This window comes from Micromonospora sp. NPDC047644 (assembly GCF_040704315.1).
Classification (GTDB): Bacteria; Actinomycetota; Actinomycetes; order Mycobacteriales; family Micromonosporaceae; genus Micromonospora.
Genome location: NZ_JBEYSY010000002.1, coordinates 452,875 through 468,312, shown reverse-complemented (window position 1 = coordinate 468,312; position 15,438 = coordinate 452,875). Strand labels below are relative to the sequence as shown.

Sequence of the window (15,438 nt, the reverse complement as noted above, 5' to 3'; positions counted from 1 at the left end):
CCGGCTACCAAACGTCACGATAGGTCCGCAATACGGACAGGAAGGTGTGAACGTGAATAGTGCCCTCTTTCATCTTCAAAGCTGTCAGAACGGCATCGAGGTCACCCGCCGACATGGATGCCGGGCCGACGCAGCGGGTCCTGTTCGGTCCGGCGGATGATCTCCCGCACCACCGGCGGGGTGTCCCCCCGGCCCAGGATGAGGTAGCGCGCCAGGTGCGCGATCGGGCTGCCCTCCGACCACTCGAAGTGCGCATGCGGACGGACTCCGGTGACGTCCCGCAGGGCCAGCAGGATCGCGGCGATCGCGTTCGGCACGGCCGGGCTGTCGGCCCGCAGCACCCGGAAGCCACCCACCTCGATCCCGTGTACGCGCAACACCTGACTGAACTCCGACGGATCGACCACATCGATCTCCAGGAACAGCACGTCCGCGGCCCCGGGCACCGGATTCATCCCACGCTGCGCCCGCTCCTTGAGCGTGTACTCCTTCACCGACCCCTTTTGCCGCTTGTTCGCGATCAGGTGCAGCTGCCCGTCGTGGGCCAGCGACTCGCTGATGAACCGACGGGCCGCCTCGTCGAACTCGATCCGCTCGGCGCGCAGCTCGGTGGTCCGGGTGACCCGGGAAACCAACGAGACCACGATGATGCCGAGGATGAACAGCGCGGAGATCGTGATGCCGTCCGGCTGTTCGATGACGTTCTCCAGCAGCGCGTACAGCAGCACCAGGGTCAGCACCGTGAAGCCGATCGCGGCGCCACGCCGGCGGTGACGGGCCGCCGAGATCGTCACCGCCACCGCCCCGGAGACCATCATGGCCAGAATCCCGGTGGCGTACGCCCCGGCCTGGGCGTTGACGTCGGCGCGGAAGGCGATCGTGATGGCGACGCTGACGACGGTGTAGACGATCACGACGGGGCGTACCGCCCGCGCCCACTCCGGTGCCATGCCGTACGACGGCAGGTAGCGGGGCACGATGTTGATCAGCCCGGCCATCGCCGAGGCGCCGGCGAACCAGAGGATGAGCACGCTGCTCACGTCGTAGACGGTGCCGAACACCTCCCCCAGGTAGGCGTGCGCCAGGAACGCCAGCGCCCGCCCGTTCGCGCCGCCGCCCGGTTGGAACTCCTCCTTCGGAATGAGCGCCGTGGTCACGAAGGTCGTCGAGATCAGGTACACCGACATGATCAACGCGGCGGTGGTGAGCAGCCGGCGCGTGTTGCGGATCCGGGCGGCGAGCCGGGCCTGCCTGTCCGGGCCGTCGGCCGACACCAGGGGCATCATGCTGACCCCGGTCTCGAAACCGGACAACCCCAGCACCAGCAGCGGGAATGCCAACACGGCGGTGAGCAGCACCTGGCCCGGCCCGCCAGCGGTCGAGGTCAGCGCGGCCGTCCAGTTCGACACGATGCCCGGGTCCTCGACGATCCGACCCACCGCGACCACGACGATCACCGCGTTGAGCACCAGGAAGACCACGACCAGCGGGATGGCAACCACCACCGCCTCGCGGAATCCGAGCAGGAACACCCCGCCGAGGATGAGCAGCAACGCCACCGTCACCACGACCGGCACCACGGACCCGTGCAGGACCTCCGGCAGGTACGGGTTCTCCAGCAGGTGCACGGTGGCGTCGGCCGAGGAGAGAGTGATCGTGATGATCCAGGAGGTGGCCACGAAGCCGAGCAGCACGAGGACGAAGATCTTGCCCCGCCAGAACGGCAACAACCGCTCCAACATCGCCACCGACCCCTGCCCGTGCGGGCTCTCGTGGGCCACCCGCCGGTACATCGGCAACATGCCGAACAGGGTGAGCGCGACGATCAACAAGGTCGCCAGCGGGGAGAGCGCCCCGGCCGCCACCGCCGCGATGCCCGGCAGGTACGACAGCGTGGAGAAGTAGTCCACGCCGGTCAGGCACATCACCTGCCACCAGGCGTGCCGACGGTTCTGCCCCTCGGTCGCCTCGGGGCCCGGCGGCTGCACCTGGTGCTGAAAGAGCCACCGGCGCAGCGGACTGGCCGGCGGCGCCGAGCGGGCCGGCGTGGCCACGCGTTCGGGCACCACGACGCCCTGCCGACCACCCCGACGGGGGCGGGCCGGATCGCGGGCCGCCCGCAGCGCCGGGTCCGGCCCACTCGGCGCGTGGCGGCGCCCGCTCCAGCGCCGTGGTCTTGCCCGGTGCTCGTCACCCATCGCCCGTCCCACCCTCACAGGTCCTGATCTGACGGTAGGCGGTGCCCCGGCGCCCTATCGGCGGAACCGGGGACCTGTTCGGCCTGCTCAGGACAGGTCCGCGACGGCGAGCAGCCGGGCCAGCGCGGGTGGGTCGGCGACGGTGACCGTGGCCGCCGGGTGCCGGGGCCGCCCCCCGGGCAGCAGCGCCGCCACCGGTACCCCGAAGCGCAGGCAGATCCCGCCGGCCGCGCTGCTGCCGAAGGTCGCGCCGCCGTCGGCCAGCGACAGGTGCGGACCGATCGCCCGCCACCAGCGGTACGGTCCGCTCAGCTCGACCGCCGTGATGTTGCCCCGGTCGGTCCGCAGCCGCCACGGCCCGTACCGGATCATCAGGTCCCGTTCGGTGACGGCGACCCAGGCCGTCGCCGGGCGGACCCCGAGCAGCGCCAGCACCGGGCGGAACACCGGATCGAAGCGGAACGGAAACCGGGCCGCGACGCCGGTCACCGGGCGCCGGGCCGAGCGGTGGGTTTCGACACCGGGCCGCCCGGCCGCAGAGGGCCGGGCCGCGCGGGCCGTGGGCGGGCGGCGGGCCGACGCCGGGCCAGGACGGTCATGGCGCGGGCGTACCCGATCCGAGCCCGCCGACACCCCCGGATCCGCAGGCCGTCGACGGGACTCCCACCCGGCGTTCCCCCACCGCCGGCCGACACCCCCCGGGCCGGCCGACGGCGGCAGACGGTCGACACCCCCCGAGGCCGACCGGCTGTCCCCTGGGTGACCGACCCGACCTCGGGTGGCCACACGGGGTGGAACTGGTGGGACGCGCCTCCGCGCTCCGCCGCCCCCCACGGGGCGGAGCGCGGAGGCCCCCCGTCCCGGCTACTGCAGGAACGCCCCGAGGGGCGACAGCAGCAACCGGCCGAGCGCCGCGGCGTTGTCGTCCAGCCGTGTGCGCTCACACTCGCGGGCGTCCGGGTCGTGCCGGCACCGCCAGATCTTCTGCGCGTTACGCCAGGCGACATCCCGGGTGTACTCGACCAGTTCCCCCTGGTACCAGTCGTCGATGTCGCCGTTGAGCATGTCGATGAGCAGCTGCCACCGCTCCAGGTAGCCCCGGCGCAGGCCGGGGATCTTGTCGGCGAAGATGTTGTTGATCTCGAGGTAGTCGTGGTGCTGGTCGCTGCCGTCGACCGGCTCCGACTCCAGGTGATCGAAGGTGGTCACCAGGGCGAACGGCAGGTCGAAGTTGATGTGCGCGTTCACCCCGGCCGCCGCCGACGGCAGCGGACGGGCATCCGGCCCCCGCATCCGCTCGAAGAGGCACGACCACGCCCTCGGGGTGCCGGGGCTGGAGTCGGTCCACAGCCGCATCGCGTCGAAGTACCGGGCGGCGAACTCGACGTCGAGCCGGGAGAGGAAGACCGGATCGACGAAGCGGTCGTCGTACAGCCCGTCCAGCACGCTGCTGGTGATCGTCAGATAGAGCTTGTTGAAGTCGGCCAGCGGACAGCTGGCCTCCAACGGCGGCAACCGGACCAGCATGTCCTGAAGCTTGGTCAGATGATCGACCACGGCCGGCACGTCCGCGGGATGGTCGGCCAGCAGGTCGACGATGTCCCGGTGCACGGGGCCCCAGACCGGTTCGATCATTTCTCCTCCATTGTGGTCGGCGGCATCCCCCGTGCCGTCGTCGACGCGGCCCAGCCTCTCAGCCGACACCCGCCCACCGGATCAGTAGAACGACGTATCCCGGCGCGCACACGCGCCGGGATACGTACGGAAGGTGGAGTCGGTCAGCCCCGTTGGTTACGCAACTGGATCGCGCTGGCCTGCACGCGGGTACGGACCTGGAGCTTGTCGAAGATGTGCGACACGTGCACCCCGATGGTCCGCTCGCTGATGAACAACCGCTGCCCGATCTCCCTGTTGGTCAACCCCTCGGCGACCAGAGCGAGCACTTCCCGCTCCCGGGAGGTGAGCGCCGCCAACTCGTCGTCGGACGCCTCGACCGGGACGCCGCGCGCACCGGTGGTGCTGTCGCGCTCGTCCAGCGACACCCGGGCCCGCCCGGCCAACTCGCGGATCTCCGAGGTCAACGGCACCGCGCCCAACCCCTGCGCCACCCGGTACGCCTCCCGCAGGAGCTTGCCGGCGGTGGCCACCCGGCTGCGTCGAGCCAGCAGCGCCTCGGCCTGCCGCAGTCGCGAGTACGCCGCCGGATAGGGGTGATTGCGTCGATCCCACTCGGCCGCCGACGCGGCCCACAGCTCCGGATCGCTGCCGTCGAGGCGGCTCACCTCGGCGGCGCACAGTGCCAGGAAGCCCTCCACCACCGAGCGCACCGGCCGGGCGGCACCGGCGCTCTTGCGGGCCACCCGCTCGGCCACGTCGCGCAGCCGGCGTACCGCCGTCGGGTCCACCTCCACGGTGCGGCTGGCGTGCGCTTCAGCCTCCGCGCGCAGGCCGTGCCAGACCAGCGCGGAAAGGATCATCACGTCGTCGGAGCGGCTCTCGGTCAGGCCGCGCTGCACCGCCTGCCGCGCCACGTCGTGCCGGCCCTCCCACATGGCCAGTCCGGAGCGCAGGGTGAGCAGCGGAATGACGTGCCGCGCCCCGCCGCCGGCCAGCAGGGTCGCCACCGCGTCGAGGTCCCGACCGGCGGCCTCGATGTCGCCGTAGCCCACCGACAGCCGGCACCGGGCCAACAGCAGCTCGACGGCGTCCGCGCCGGACGGTCGGTGCCGCAGGGCCGCGGCCACCACCTTCTCCGCCTCGGCCCACTGACCCACCCGGAACAGCCCGTTGATGGCGATGGCCAGCAGTCGGGTGCCCCAGGTGCGGCCCAGGCCCAGCTCGGCCACCCGTTCGGCACCCCGCCGGGCCACCACCACGCCCTCTTCGAGGACGTTCAGCGGCCCGGTCAGCAGCTCCGCCAGGTGCAGGTACGCGCAGGCCACGTCCTCGGGCTGGCCGGCACGCTCGGCGGTGTCGAGGGCGTCGCGCATGACCGCCAGACCGGCGTCCGGGTCTTCCAGACAGGCGTCGCTGAAGCCCAACGCAGAACTGGCCAGCACCACCTCGGTGGCCGAGCCCGCCACGTTCTCGGCCAACGCCAGCGCCTCGCGGGCCCGCTCACCGGCGTCGGCGTAGCGGCCCAGGTGCAGCAGCAGCTCGGCCAGGCGGGCGGCGGCGCTGGCCCGGTCCCGAGGGGAGCAGTCCGCCGCCTTCAGCGCCCGCTGGTACTCCTCCTCGGCCAATGCGGAGCGACCGGCGGCGGCCAGGTAGCGGGCCCGGCGGATGTGCAGCGCGCAGCTCGGCTCGCCGCCCCGCAGCGCGGCCAGCTCCTCCAGCAGGGCCAACGCGCGGGCGTGCTCCCCACAGTGGTGGGCCGCCTCGGCGGCGTTCTCGAGCAACTCGACCCGGTCCACCGTCAGCGGGCCCGGCTCGGCGGCCAACTGCAACGCCGCCGACCAGTGCCGGTGCGCCTCGGCGTAACCGTGCAGCCGCTCGGCCTCCTGGGCGGCGGCCACCGCCGCCGGCAGGGCGCGCGCCGGTTCGCCGGCCAGCCGCCAGTGGTGCGCCAGCCGGGCCTGGTGCAACTCACCCGGCGCGGTGGTCAGCGCCTCGGCGTAGCGTCGGTGCAGCCCGGAGCGTTCGGCCGGCAGCAGCTCGTGCGCCAGCACCTCGGCCACGAGGCGGTGCCGCAGCCGGTAGCCCTCGTCGGCGCCGACCAGCAGCCGGTGCGCCACCGCCGCCCGGGCCGCGGCGATCAGCTCGTCCTCCGGCATCCGCAGCACCTCGGCCAGCAGCCAGTGCTGCACCGGCTCGACGCCGGCGGCCACCGCGTGCACCACGGCGTGCGCGTGCTGGGGCAGCGCGTCGACCCGGTCGAGGAAGATCTCCCGCAGCGTCTCGGACAGCCCGTCGCGGCCGTCGCGCAGATCCCGGGCCAGCTCCTCGATGACGAACGGGTTACCGCCGCTGCGCTGCCACACCTGCTCGGCCGCGTCGGCGCTCAGCGTCCGGCCGACCACCGCGGCGGCGAGCGTCTCGGTGTCGGCCCGGCCCAGCGGCGCCAGGTCGAGCACCCGCACCGTGCGGAGACGACGCAGCTCGGTGAGCACCCGGCGCAGCGGGTGCGCGCCCTGCAACGACTCGGCGCGCACCGCCGCCAGCACCGACAACTGAAGATCACCCAGGCCGGCCAGCAGGTAGAGCAGGAGCTGCCGGGTGCTGCGGTCGACCCACTGGAGGTCGTCGAGGATCAGCACCAGCGGGCGACCCTCGGCGATCAGGTGCAGGCCACGGGAGACCCGCTCCAGCAACGCGCCGGCGCCGTCCGGGCTGGCGGTCTCGTCGGCGAACATCTGCAACAGCCCGCGCACCGCCGAGGAGGTACGGGCGGGCGACGCGGACACCTCGGTGTCGAAGCGGCGCAGCGCCTGCAACAGCGGGTGCAACGGAGAGGCGTCGCCGATGTCCAGGCAACTGCCGGTGAGCACCACGGCACCCCGCTCCCGCAGGCGGTCACCGATCTCGCCCAACAGCCGGGTCTTTCCCACACCGCTCTCGCCGGTCAGGAAGACCGCAGCGGTCTGCCCGTGCGCGGCGTCACCGAGCAACGCGGACCGAACCGTCTGCACCAGCTCGGCCCGGCCCACGAGCGGTGCGGTGTCCACATCGCTGGCCATGCCACGCAGCCTAATCACAGGGCCCCACACCGTTCTACGGCCGCCCACCGCTTGTGGTACTCCTCGCGTCGACTTTGCGACTAAAGGTTGCAGGTGGCCGACATACGTCGTTCGGCAGATCCCCCGTCGGCCCACTAGTGCCAATCTCCGGAGGTGATCAGGCAACAGCGGGAAGAAAGGCCGGTGCGACACCCATGACCACCAGCATCATCGTCGACACGCAACGGACCGTCGCCCCGCTCTGGCCGGTACCCCAGGAGAGGCGCGTCGTCACCGTCCTCTTCGCGGACATCGTCGGCTCGACGGCCCTGGTGGACCGCCTCGACCCCGAGGACGTCCGAGCGTTGCAACGGGCCTACTTCGACACCGTCGCCGGTGTGCTGCACCGCTGGCACGGGGTGGTGGAGAAGTACATCGGCGACGCCGTGATGGCGCTCTTCGGCGCCCGGCACTCCGACGGCTTCGACGCGTACCGGGCGGTACGCGCCGGGCTCGAGATCCAGGCCGCGCTGGACCGACGGCCCATGGTCGACGGCATCAGGCTGCGCGTCCGGGTCGGTGTCGCCACCGGCGAGGTGGTGGTCGACCTGGGCGACGCCGTCACCGGCGGGCACGGCGTGGCCAGCGGGGCGGTGATCACCGCGGCGGCCCGCCTGCAGGAGTACGCCGCGCCCGGTGCCGTCGCGCTCTGCGCGGCCACCGCCCGCGCCACCGCCGGCCTGATCACCCAGCGTCAGCTGACGCCGGTCGCCGGCCGGGTGCCGCCGGCGCCGGTCTGGCACGCCCTCGGTCCGGTACGCCCGAGTGCCGACCGGCACGACGGCCCGTTGATCGGTCGACGCCGCGAGCTCGCCACCATCGGCGACCAGTTGGGCGAGGCCATCCGTAACCGGACGCCACGCTGGATCTCACTGGTCGGCCCCACCGGCAGTGGCCGTAGCCGGCTGCTGCACGAGCTGACCCAGGGCCTGACCATGATGGACGGACTGCCGGTCCGCTGGTGCGTGGCGACGTGCCAGCCGTACCCCGACCAGGTCTTGGCACCGGTCGCGCACCTGCTCCGCGGCCTCGCCGGGATCCGGCACAGCGACGGCCCGGCGGCGGTCCACGACCGCCTCGTCGCCGCCCTGACGCCGCTGTTCACCCCGACCCGGGTGGCCACCGCGGTCGCGGCGCTCCGACAGATGCTGACCACCCCGGACGGCTCGGCCGCCGCCCTCGCCGGCGCGGCGACCTTCCGCGAGGTTCTGCTGCGACTGGCCGCCCACCAGCCACTGATCGTGGCCGTCGACGACCTGGACCGGGCCGCGCCCGCGGTGAGCCGCTTCCTGCACGCGCTGTACGACGCGGCGACGGAGCGTGGACTGCCGCTGGCCCTGCTCACAGTGCACCAGCCGCAGTGGACCGACACCCGGCCCGGCCCGTCCCGCCAGCTGACGATCGGCCCCCTGGCCACAGTGCAGTCCGGACGGCTGCTGCGTCACCTGCTCACCCGGGCCGGACAGCCGGTGGCCCTGGTCGACCGACTGCTACCCCTGGTGGGCGGCCGCCCCGGGCACGCTTCGGCGTACGTCACGTCGCTGGTGGACGGTGCCGATCCGGCGGCCCTCCCGCTGCCCGAAGCGGTACGCCGGGCCGTCGGCGCGGAACTGGACCACCTCGACGGTGAGCGGCGGGCGGTGCTGATGGCCGCCGGCACCCTCGGTGGTCGAATCTGCGGGCCGGCCGTGGACCGGGCACTCGGCTGGACGCCCGGCCGGTCCGCGCCGGCGCTCCGCGCGCTGGTCACCGCCGGGCTGCTGCTCCCCCACCACCTCGACGGGTACGCGTTCGCCGCTCCCGCGCTGCGCCAGGTCGCCGTCGAACGCTTGCCCCGCGCCCTGCGGGCCGTCTTCCAACGCCGGACCGCCGCCGGGCCGCACCCCGACACGGAGCACGCCGGCCCGCCCGACTCGCTCGCTGGTGCGCCCAACGGCTCGCCGGCAAGGAGCGCGCAGATCGTGCGCCTCGACACCGTTGGCGCTCGGACCAGCCGCCTCGACACCGTTGGCGCTCGGACCAGCCGCCTCGACACCGTCTTCGCGTCGCTGGCGTCGGCAGGCCCGGGCGGCACCATCGGCCCGACCCCGCTGAGGCGAGGCAGCCCCACCCCGACGATGGCCACCCGTCCCGCCGCGTCGGGTCCCGCCACCAACCGTACGGCGGGCCCGCGCCAACTCCGGACCGTCACCTCGGCGGACGACGTACCGCCGACGCCGGCCACCGCGGCGTCCCGACCTCGACGCCGCGCGGGCGGTGACCGGCTCCGGGACGTCGGACGACCCGCGACGCCGATCCGCCCTATGCCAGCGAACCCGGCCGGACAGTGGACACTCGCCGACGCCAACACTGCGAAAGACGTCGCACGGGCAGCACCCCGCCCACCACTGATCCGCCCCCTGGACGACCTACCCGCCTCCGCCTAACCCCACCCCGCCTCCGCCCGCCCCGCCAAGCCCCGCCAAGCCGCGAAGCGCCCCGCCAAGCCCGACCCCTACGCCCAGCCCAGCCCTCGCCGCCGCCGCCCCGCCCTGCTCCGACCCGACCCGACCCGACCCGACCCCGTCGATCATGGAGTTGTGGTGGGTGACAAATGCCTCGGGAACCAACAAGTCAGGCACCACAACTCCATGATCGACGGTTCTCACCGGCGATCTTGCACTTGCTGTCCCGACATAAGCGGCATCCGACCGATATCGACAACTGAAACTGCAAGATCGGCGCGCGCGAGGGGCGCGGGGCGGGGGCGGGGCGGGGGCGGCGCGGGCCGCGGGGCGCGGGCCGCGGGGCGCGGGCGGGGTGGGGCGGGTTAGGGTACGGATGCTGTGGCTAGTAACGCTGCGGTGGGCAGCGCGAGCAGGCCGTCTTGGCCGCGGTAGCGGGCGGTCAGCTCGTCGTACGCGGCACGAATACGGCTGATCACCGCCGCCGGCTGGCCCTCCATCACCAGACCTGGCTTGCTGACGCCGTTGGCGGGGCCACTCCACCAGGCTTCCGGGTCGGTGCGGTGCGCCCAGGTGAGCGTGTCGCAGCGCACGTCGGTGAGCCCCGCCTGGTCGAGCAGGCCCGCCAACCCGTCGGGGGTACGGGGGAAGTCCCGGTCTGCGTCCACGGTCGGTCCGGGGGCGCGACGGTCGACGCCAGCGGCGTCGAAGACCTCACCCCAGAGGCTCTGCGCCTCGGGCGGGGGGTGCGGCCACACGGTGACCGCGACCCGACCACCGGCCCGGACGACCCGTCGCAGCTCGGTGATAGCGGCCAGCGGGTCGCCCACGTGGTTGATCACGAAGTTCGCCACGGCCGCGTCGAACGACCGGGAGTCGAACGGGAGGTGCGGCAGCGATGCGAGGCGGACCTCGTCGACGGAGGGAAGGCGGTCGCGCGCCCACTCGACCATGCTGGGCTCGGCGTCGACGGCGACGACTGTGGCGTGGCGAGCGCAGGCCAGCCCGGCCACCGTGCCGGAGCCGGTGCCCACGTCGAGCACCCGCGTGCCAGCCCCGACGTCGGCGGCGTCCAACAACGCTGGCGCGGGGTACGCGCAGAGCGCGGCGAGACTACGGTCGTACGCCTCCGCGCGCCCAGCCCAGCGTGACCGTTCGTATTCGTCGAAGGCCGTCGTGGTCATCGCCGGGCCCCCTTCGAGGATCTTGATGGTGGCGCCACGATATCGAACGTGGCGTGTTCGGCGGTGCCCCGCGCCCTGGCGGACCGCCGCCCGCGCCTGCCGTGAGTTGGCTGCCCGGCGTGCCGTGCGAGCGGACGAGCCGCTCACCAGCGTGACTAGGATTGGTCCGTCATGCTGCTACGGGTGCTCGGGCCGCTTGAGGTCGAGGTCGACACAGGCGGGCCGGTCGACCTCGGCGGGCCCCGTCAACGGGCCGTGCTCGCGCTGCTGCTCGCGGCCCGCGGCGAGGTCGTCTCCGTCGGGCAGATGATCGAGGATCTGTGGCGGGGTGACGCGCCGCCGCGGGCGATCGCGTCCCTCCAGGCGTACGTCTCGCATCTGCGCCGCCTCCTGGAGCCGGCCCGCGAGCGCCGGGCACCGGCCCGGGTCCTGGTCACCACGGCACCGGGTTACGCGCTGCGGCTGCCCGCCAATGCCGTCGACGCCGGCCGGTTCGAGACGCTGCTCGCCGAGGCGCGTGCGGCGAACCCCACCGACCCGGGCCGGGCCCGTCGGGTGCTCACTGTCGGGCTCGATCTGTGGCGCGGCCGGGCGTACGCCGAATTCGTCGGTGAGCCGTGGGCGCAGCCGGAGGTGCTGCGGCTGGAGGAACTGCGGCTCGGCGCCCGGGAACTGCTGGTCGACGTGACGGTGCGCTGCGGCGACGCGGCCGAGGCGGTGCCGGAGGCGGAGCTGTTGACGCGGCAGGCGCCGCTGCGGGAGGAGAGCTGGCGGCTGCTGGCGCTGGCGTTGTGGCGTACCGGTCGGCAGGGCGACGCGCTCGCCGCGCTGCGCCGGGCCCGGGCGACCCTGGCCGATCAGCTCGGACTGGACCCGGGCCCGGCGCTGGTCGAGGTGGAGTCCGCCATCCTGGGCCAGCGACTCGACCTGCTGCCACCGGTGGCGACGCCAGCGGTACGCGTGCAGCGGCAGGTGTCGGAGGAGGTCTTCGTCGGCCGGGAGGCGGAGCTGGGGGCGCTCCGGGAGGCAGCCGACGAGGCGGTGGCGAGCGGACCGCGAGTCGCTCTGCTCAGCGGTGAGGCCGGGGCCGGCAAGACGAGCCTGCTCACCCGCTTTCGGGACGAGCTCACCTCTCACGGCTGGCTGGTCGCCGTCGGCCGCTGCCCCGAGGTCGAGGGCGCCCCGCCGGCCTGGGCCTGGGTCGACGCGCTGCGGCAACTCGCGGAGCAGGCACCCCCGGGTGACCTCGCACCGGCGCTCGCCCCGCTGCTCGCTGAGGGCGACGGCGAGTCCGGCGGGGACGTCACCGCCGGCCGGTTCCGGCTGCACCGCGCCGTCGGCGCCTGGCTGGACGCCGCCTCGGCTCGCAGACCGGTCACCGTGATCCTCGACGACCTGCACGCCGCCGACGCCGAGACGTTGCTGCTGTTGCGGAGCGTCACCGAGATGACCACCGGTACCGTCCTGTTCGTCGCGGCGCTGCGGCCGGCCGACAACACCGAGCGGCTCGCCGACACGATGGCCGTCCTGGCCCGTCGGTCACCCCACCGGATCCCGTTGGGCGGTCTGACCACGTCCGAGGTCGAACGTCTGATCGGCGCGCTGGCCCGGACCACGGTCGATCCGGCAACGGTCGCCGCGTTGGCCGAGCGGACCGGCGGCAACCCGTTCTACGTCCGGGAGTCAGCGCGACTGCTCGCCGCCGAGGGCACGCTCGTGGCCATTTCCGACGTGCCCGAGGGCGTACGCGATGTGCTGCGCCGACGACTCTCCCGCCTCCCGTCGACGGCCGTCTCGGTGCTACGTCTCGCCTCGGCCGTGGGGCGGGAGGCCGAGGTGCGAACGCTCGTCGACGCCGCCGGCACCGACGAGGGCGCTGTCCTGCGGGCACTGGAAGCCGGGTTGGCCGCCGGGCTGCTCACCGAACCGGCGCCCGGTCGGGTGCGGTTCGTGCACGGCCTGGTCTGCGACACCATCTACACCGACCTGCCGCAGCTGCGTCGCACCCGCCTGCACGCGCGGATCGCCGCCGCCACCCGTCGGCTGCGGCCCGACGACTACCCCGCCCTGGCCCACCAGTACGCCCGCGCCGCGTCGGCCGACACCGCACCACTGGCCGTCGACTACGCCATCCGGGCGGCCGAGCTGGCCGAGCGGCGGTACGCGTACGACGCCGCGATCGAGCTGCTCAGCAATGCCGTGGAGGCCGCCGCCTCGGTCGCCGAGGACCGCGACGCGCTCCGGGTCGACCTGCTCGGACGGCTGCTGCGCGCCCAGGCGCGGGCCGGCGCGGTGGCGGCCGCCCGGCAGACCCGCGCCCGGGCCATCGACGTCGCCGCGGCGTCCGGCCGCGACGACCTGCTGGTCGCGGCGTTCACCGCGTGGACCGTCCCCACCCCGTGGCTGACCCACGAGTACGGCGTGGTGGACCACCGGGTCGTCGAACTGCTCACCCGGCTGCTGCGGGCCGACGACCTGGACCCGGTCGCCCGCTGCCGGCTGCTGGAGGCACTGGCTACGGAGTTGGACGGCGAAGCCGATCCGCGGGGCGTGGCGGCGGGACGGGAGGCGCTGGCCCTCTCGCAGCGGCTGGGCGACCCCGAGCTGCGCGCCCTCGGGCTGGCCGCACGGCTGCGCACCATGAGCTACGAGCGGGAGGCGCCGGCCCGTCGGGCCTTGGCCGTGGAGCTGCGCGACCTCGCCGACGACAACGGGCTGGTCACCTACCGTTCGGTCGCCGAGCAGGCACTGGGCCACGCCGCTGCCGCGCTCAACGAGCCGGACGAACTACGCCTCAGCGTCGCCCGGCAGGGATGGCTGGCCGAGACGTACCAGCTGAACGAGGCGCAGACGATCAACCTGTGCTCACTGGGCGCCCTCGCGCACGTCGCCGGCGACTTCGCGGCCGCGCGGCGGCACTACGACCAGGTCGCCGTGCAGATGCGACGGCAGGGTTCGCTGCACGCCGAGGCCTTCCACTACTTCTCCACCGGCACCCTGCTGATCAGCCAGGGACGGTTCGGTGAGCACCTGGAGGCGACCCGGCGGATACGGGGGTCGTTGGGCCCGATCGTGGACGACCTGCTGGCGCTGGCGCTGATCGGAACCGGACGCCTGGACGAGGCGCGGACCATGCCGATCGGACGGCACACCTACCGCCCGGACTACTTCGAATCGGCGCTGCTCAGCGTCCGCGGGATGGTCGTCGTGGCGCTGGGTCGACGGGACCTGGCCCAACCCGTGATCGACGCGCTGCTCCCGGTACGCGACCAACTGGCCGGTTTCTCCACCACCGCGGCCGTGGTGCGGCCGGTCGCGCTGACGCTCGGTGAGTTGTTCCGGCTGGTGGGCCGCGGCGAGGAGACGAACCGGCACTTCACTCTCGCCGCACGGGTCGCCCGTCGGTGGGAGTCGCCGCACTGGTTGGCGGAGGCGACGGCGGCGATGGCCCGCTGACCGTCACGGTTGGCGGATTCCAAGCCGCTTCCAAGTGGCACCGAGCATGATCAACAGATCTGTGCCACTTGATTCCTCGGAAAGGTCACCGTGAACCAGAACCACCGCGAAGCCATGGCCGACGTACGCGACATGTACATGGCCCACTCGGCGCTCCGTCGCGAGTTCAGCCTGCTGCCGCAGCTCGTCCGCGACGTCACTCCGGGCGACGCCACGCGCGCGGAGGTCGTCGGCGCCCACGCCGAGATGCTCTGCCACATCCTGCACGTGCACCACGAGGGCGAGGACCTGCTGCTCTGGCCCCGGCTGCTGGAGCGCGGCGGCGCAGAGGCCGCGGCGATCGTGCCCACCATGGAGGCGCAGCACCACGCCATCGAGGACGCCCACGCCGCGGTGGTCGGCCTGCTCCCCCAGTGGCGCAGCACCGCGCGCGGCGGTGAGCAGCTCGCGGACGCCCTGGAGCAGCTACGCACCGCGCTGATCGAGCACATGGCCCTGGAGGAAAGCGAGATCCTGCCGCTGGCGCAGCGGCACGTCACCGCCCGGGAGTGGATGCAGCTCGGCGAGCACGGCATGAGCAAGTCCCCGAAGAAGCAGCTCCCGCTGGCGTTCGGCCTGGCCATGTACGAGGGGGACCCAGAGGTCGTCAGGGCGGTGCTGGCGCACGCTCCGCTGCCGGCCCGGCTACTCATGCCCATCATCGCGCCCCGGCTGTTCGCCAGCCACGCCAAGCGGGTGCACGGCACCGCCACGCCCCCGCGCATCGGCGCCGGCGCCCGCTGATCGAGGTCCGAGTCCCCCGACCCGGTCACGCACCCGGCATCGTCCCCACTGGCCGTCGCCGGCCGGGCGATCAGCCGGCGGCCAGGAAAGCCAGCACGCGCGGCCAGACCGCCGCGGTGGCGTCCGGAGAGTACTCGGCCAGGTCCGGGTCGGTGAACAGGTGACCCACGCCCGGATAGCTGAAGACCGTCAGATCGGCGCCGGCGTCGGTCATTGCCTGCTGCCACTCGTCGACCTCGTCCGGCGCGTCGTACGGGTCGGGGTCGGCGAGGTGCAGCTGCACCGGCAACCCGGGTGAGACCGCCTCCGGGGCGCCACCGGTGCCGTGCAGCAGGAGCAGGCCGGCGGCGGCGGGGCGCTCGGCCAGCAGCGCCCCGGCCACCCCGGCGCCCATCGAGAAGCCGCCCAGCGCCGTCTCCGGTGGCAGGTCACGCAGCGCGGCGCGGGCCCGGTCCAGCAGCACGTCCTGGCCGATCTTGTCGAGTAGCGCGAAGCCCTCCTCGACGGTGTCGGTGGCCGGAACGCCGTAGAGGTCGGGGGTGCTGACCTGGTGCCCGGCGGCGCGCAACCGGTCGGCGGCGGCGCGCACGGCGGGGCGCAACCCGTACACGGAGTGGAACAGCACGACGTGTCGCATCCGGCCATCCTGCCGGAGTCG

Annotated in this window: 9 protein-coding genes; 3 read left to right on the top strand and 6 right to left on the bottom strand. The window is 73.5% G+C overall.

Annotated features, from left to right (window positions below; all coding sequences use genetic code 11):
• Positions 1 to 101 precede the first annotated feature (101 nt).
• The 4 genes from AB0877_RS05315 to AB0877_RS05300 form a co-directional block, all read right to left on the bottom strand.
• Positions 102 to 2,198, bottom strand: coding sequence for an amino acid transporter (locus tag AB0877_RS05315; RefSeq protein WP_366606849.1), 2,097 nt, complete (start codon positions 2,196 to 2,198; stop codon positions 102 to 104).
• A gap of 87 nt (positions 2,199 to 2,285) precedes the next feature.
• Complete coding sequence (locus AB0877_RS05310) at positions 2,286 to 2,687, bottom strand: hypothetical protein (RefSeq protein WP_366606847.1); 402 nt, start codon at positions 2,685 to 2,687, stop codon at positions 2,286 to 2,288.
• A 375-nt stretch (positions 2,688 to 3,062) separates the two neighbouring features.
• A complete protein-coding gene (locus AB0877_RS05305; protein ID WP_366606846.1) occupies positions 3,063 to 3,833 on the bottom strand; it encodes a DUF5995 family protein in 771 nt (256 codons plus the stop codon).
• 143 nt (positions 3,834 to 3,976) lie between these two features.
• Positions 3,977 to 6,874, bottom strand: coding sequence for an AAA family ATPase (locus AB0877_RS05300; RefSeq protein ID WP_366606844.1), 2,898 nt, complete (start codon positions 6,872 to 6,874; stop codon positions 3,977 to 3,979).
• A gap of 194 nt (positions 6,875 to 7,068) precedes the next feature.
• On the opposite strand from AB0877_RS05300, the gene AB0877_RS05295 reads away from it, so the two are divergent.
• On the top strand, positions 7,069 to 9,339 hold the full coding sequence (locus tag AB0877_RS05295; RefSeq protein ID WP_366606842.1) for an adenylate/guanylate cyclase domain-containing protein: 2,271 nt from the start codon (positions 7,069 to 7,071) through the stop codon (positions 9,337 to 9,339).
• 383 nt (positions 9,340 to 9,722) lie between these two features.
• Here AB0877_RS05295 and AB0877_RS05290 read toward each other — a convergent pair whose 3' ends face one another.
• Positions 9,723 to 10,541, bottom strand: a complete 819-nt coding sequence (locus tag AB0877_RS05290) for a methyltransferase domain-containing protein (protein WP_366606840.1) — start codon at positions 10,539 to 10,541, stop codon at positions 9,723 to 9,725.
• 171 nt (positions 10,542 to 10,712) lie between these two features.
• Between AB0877_RS05290 and AB0877_RS05285 the strand changes: the two genes are divergently transcribed.
• Together AB0877_RS05285 and AB0877_RS05280 are read left to right on the top strand one after the other, a co-directional pair.
• Positions 10,713 to 13,997, top strand: coding sequence for a BTAD domain-containing putative transcriptional regulator (locus AB0877_RS05285; RefSeq protein ID WP_366606838.1), 3,285 nt, complete (start codon positions 10,713 to 10,715; stop codon positions 13,995 to 13,997).
• Between the two features lie 90 nt (positions 13,998 to 14,087).
• On the top strand, positions 14,088 to 14,780 hold the full coding sequence (locus AB0877_RS05280) for a hemerythrin domain-containing protein (RefSeq protein WP_366606837.1): 693 nt from the start codon (positions 14,088 to 14,090) through the stop codon (positions 14,778 to 14,780).
• A 70-nt stretch (positions 14,781 to 14,850) separates the two neighbouring features.
• Here AB0877_RS05280 and AB0877_RS05275 read toward each other — a convergent pair whose 3' ends face one another.
• Complete coding sequence (locus AB0877_RS05275; protein ID WP_366606835.1) at positions 14,851 to 15,417, bottom strand: dienelactone hydrolase family protein; 567 nt, start codon at positions 15,415 to 15,417, stop codon at positions 14,851 to 14,853.
• Positions 15,418 to 15,438: the final 21 nt, after the last annotated feature.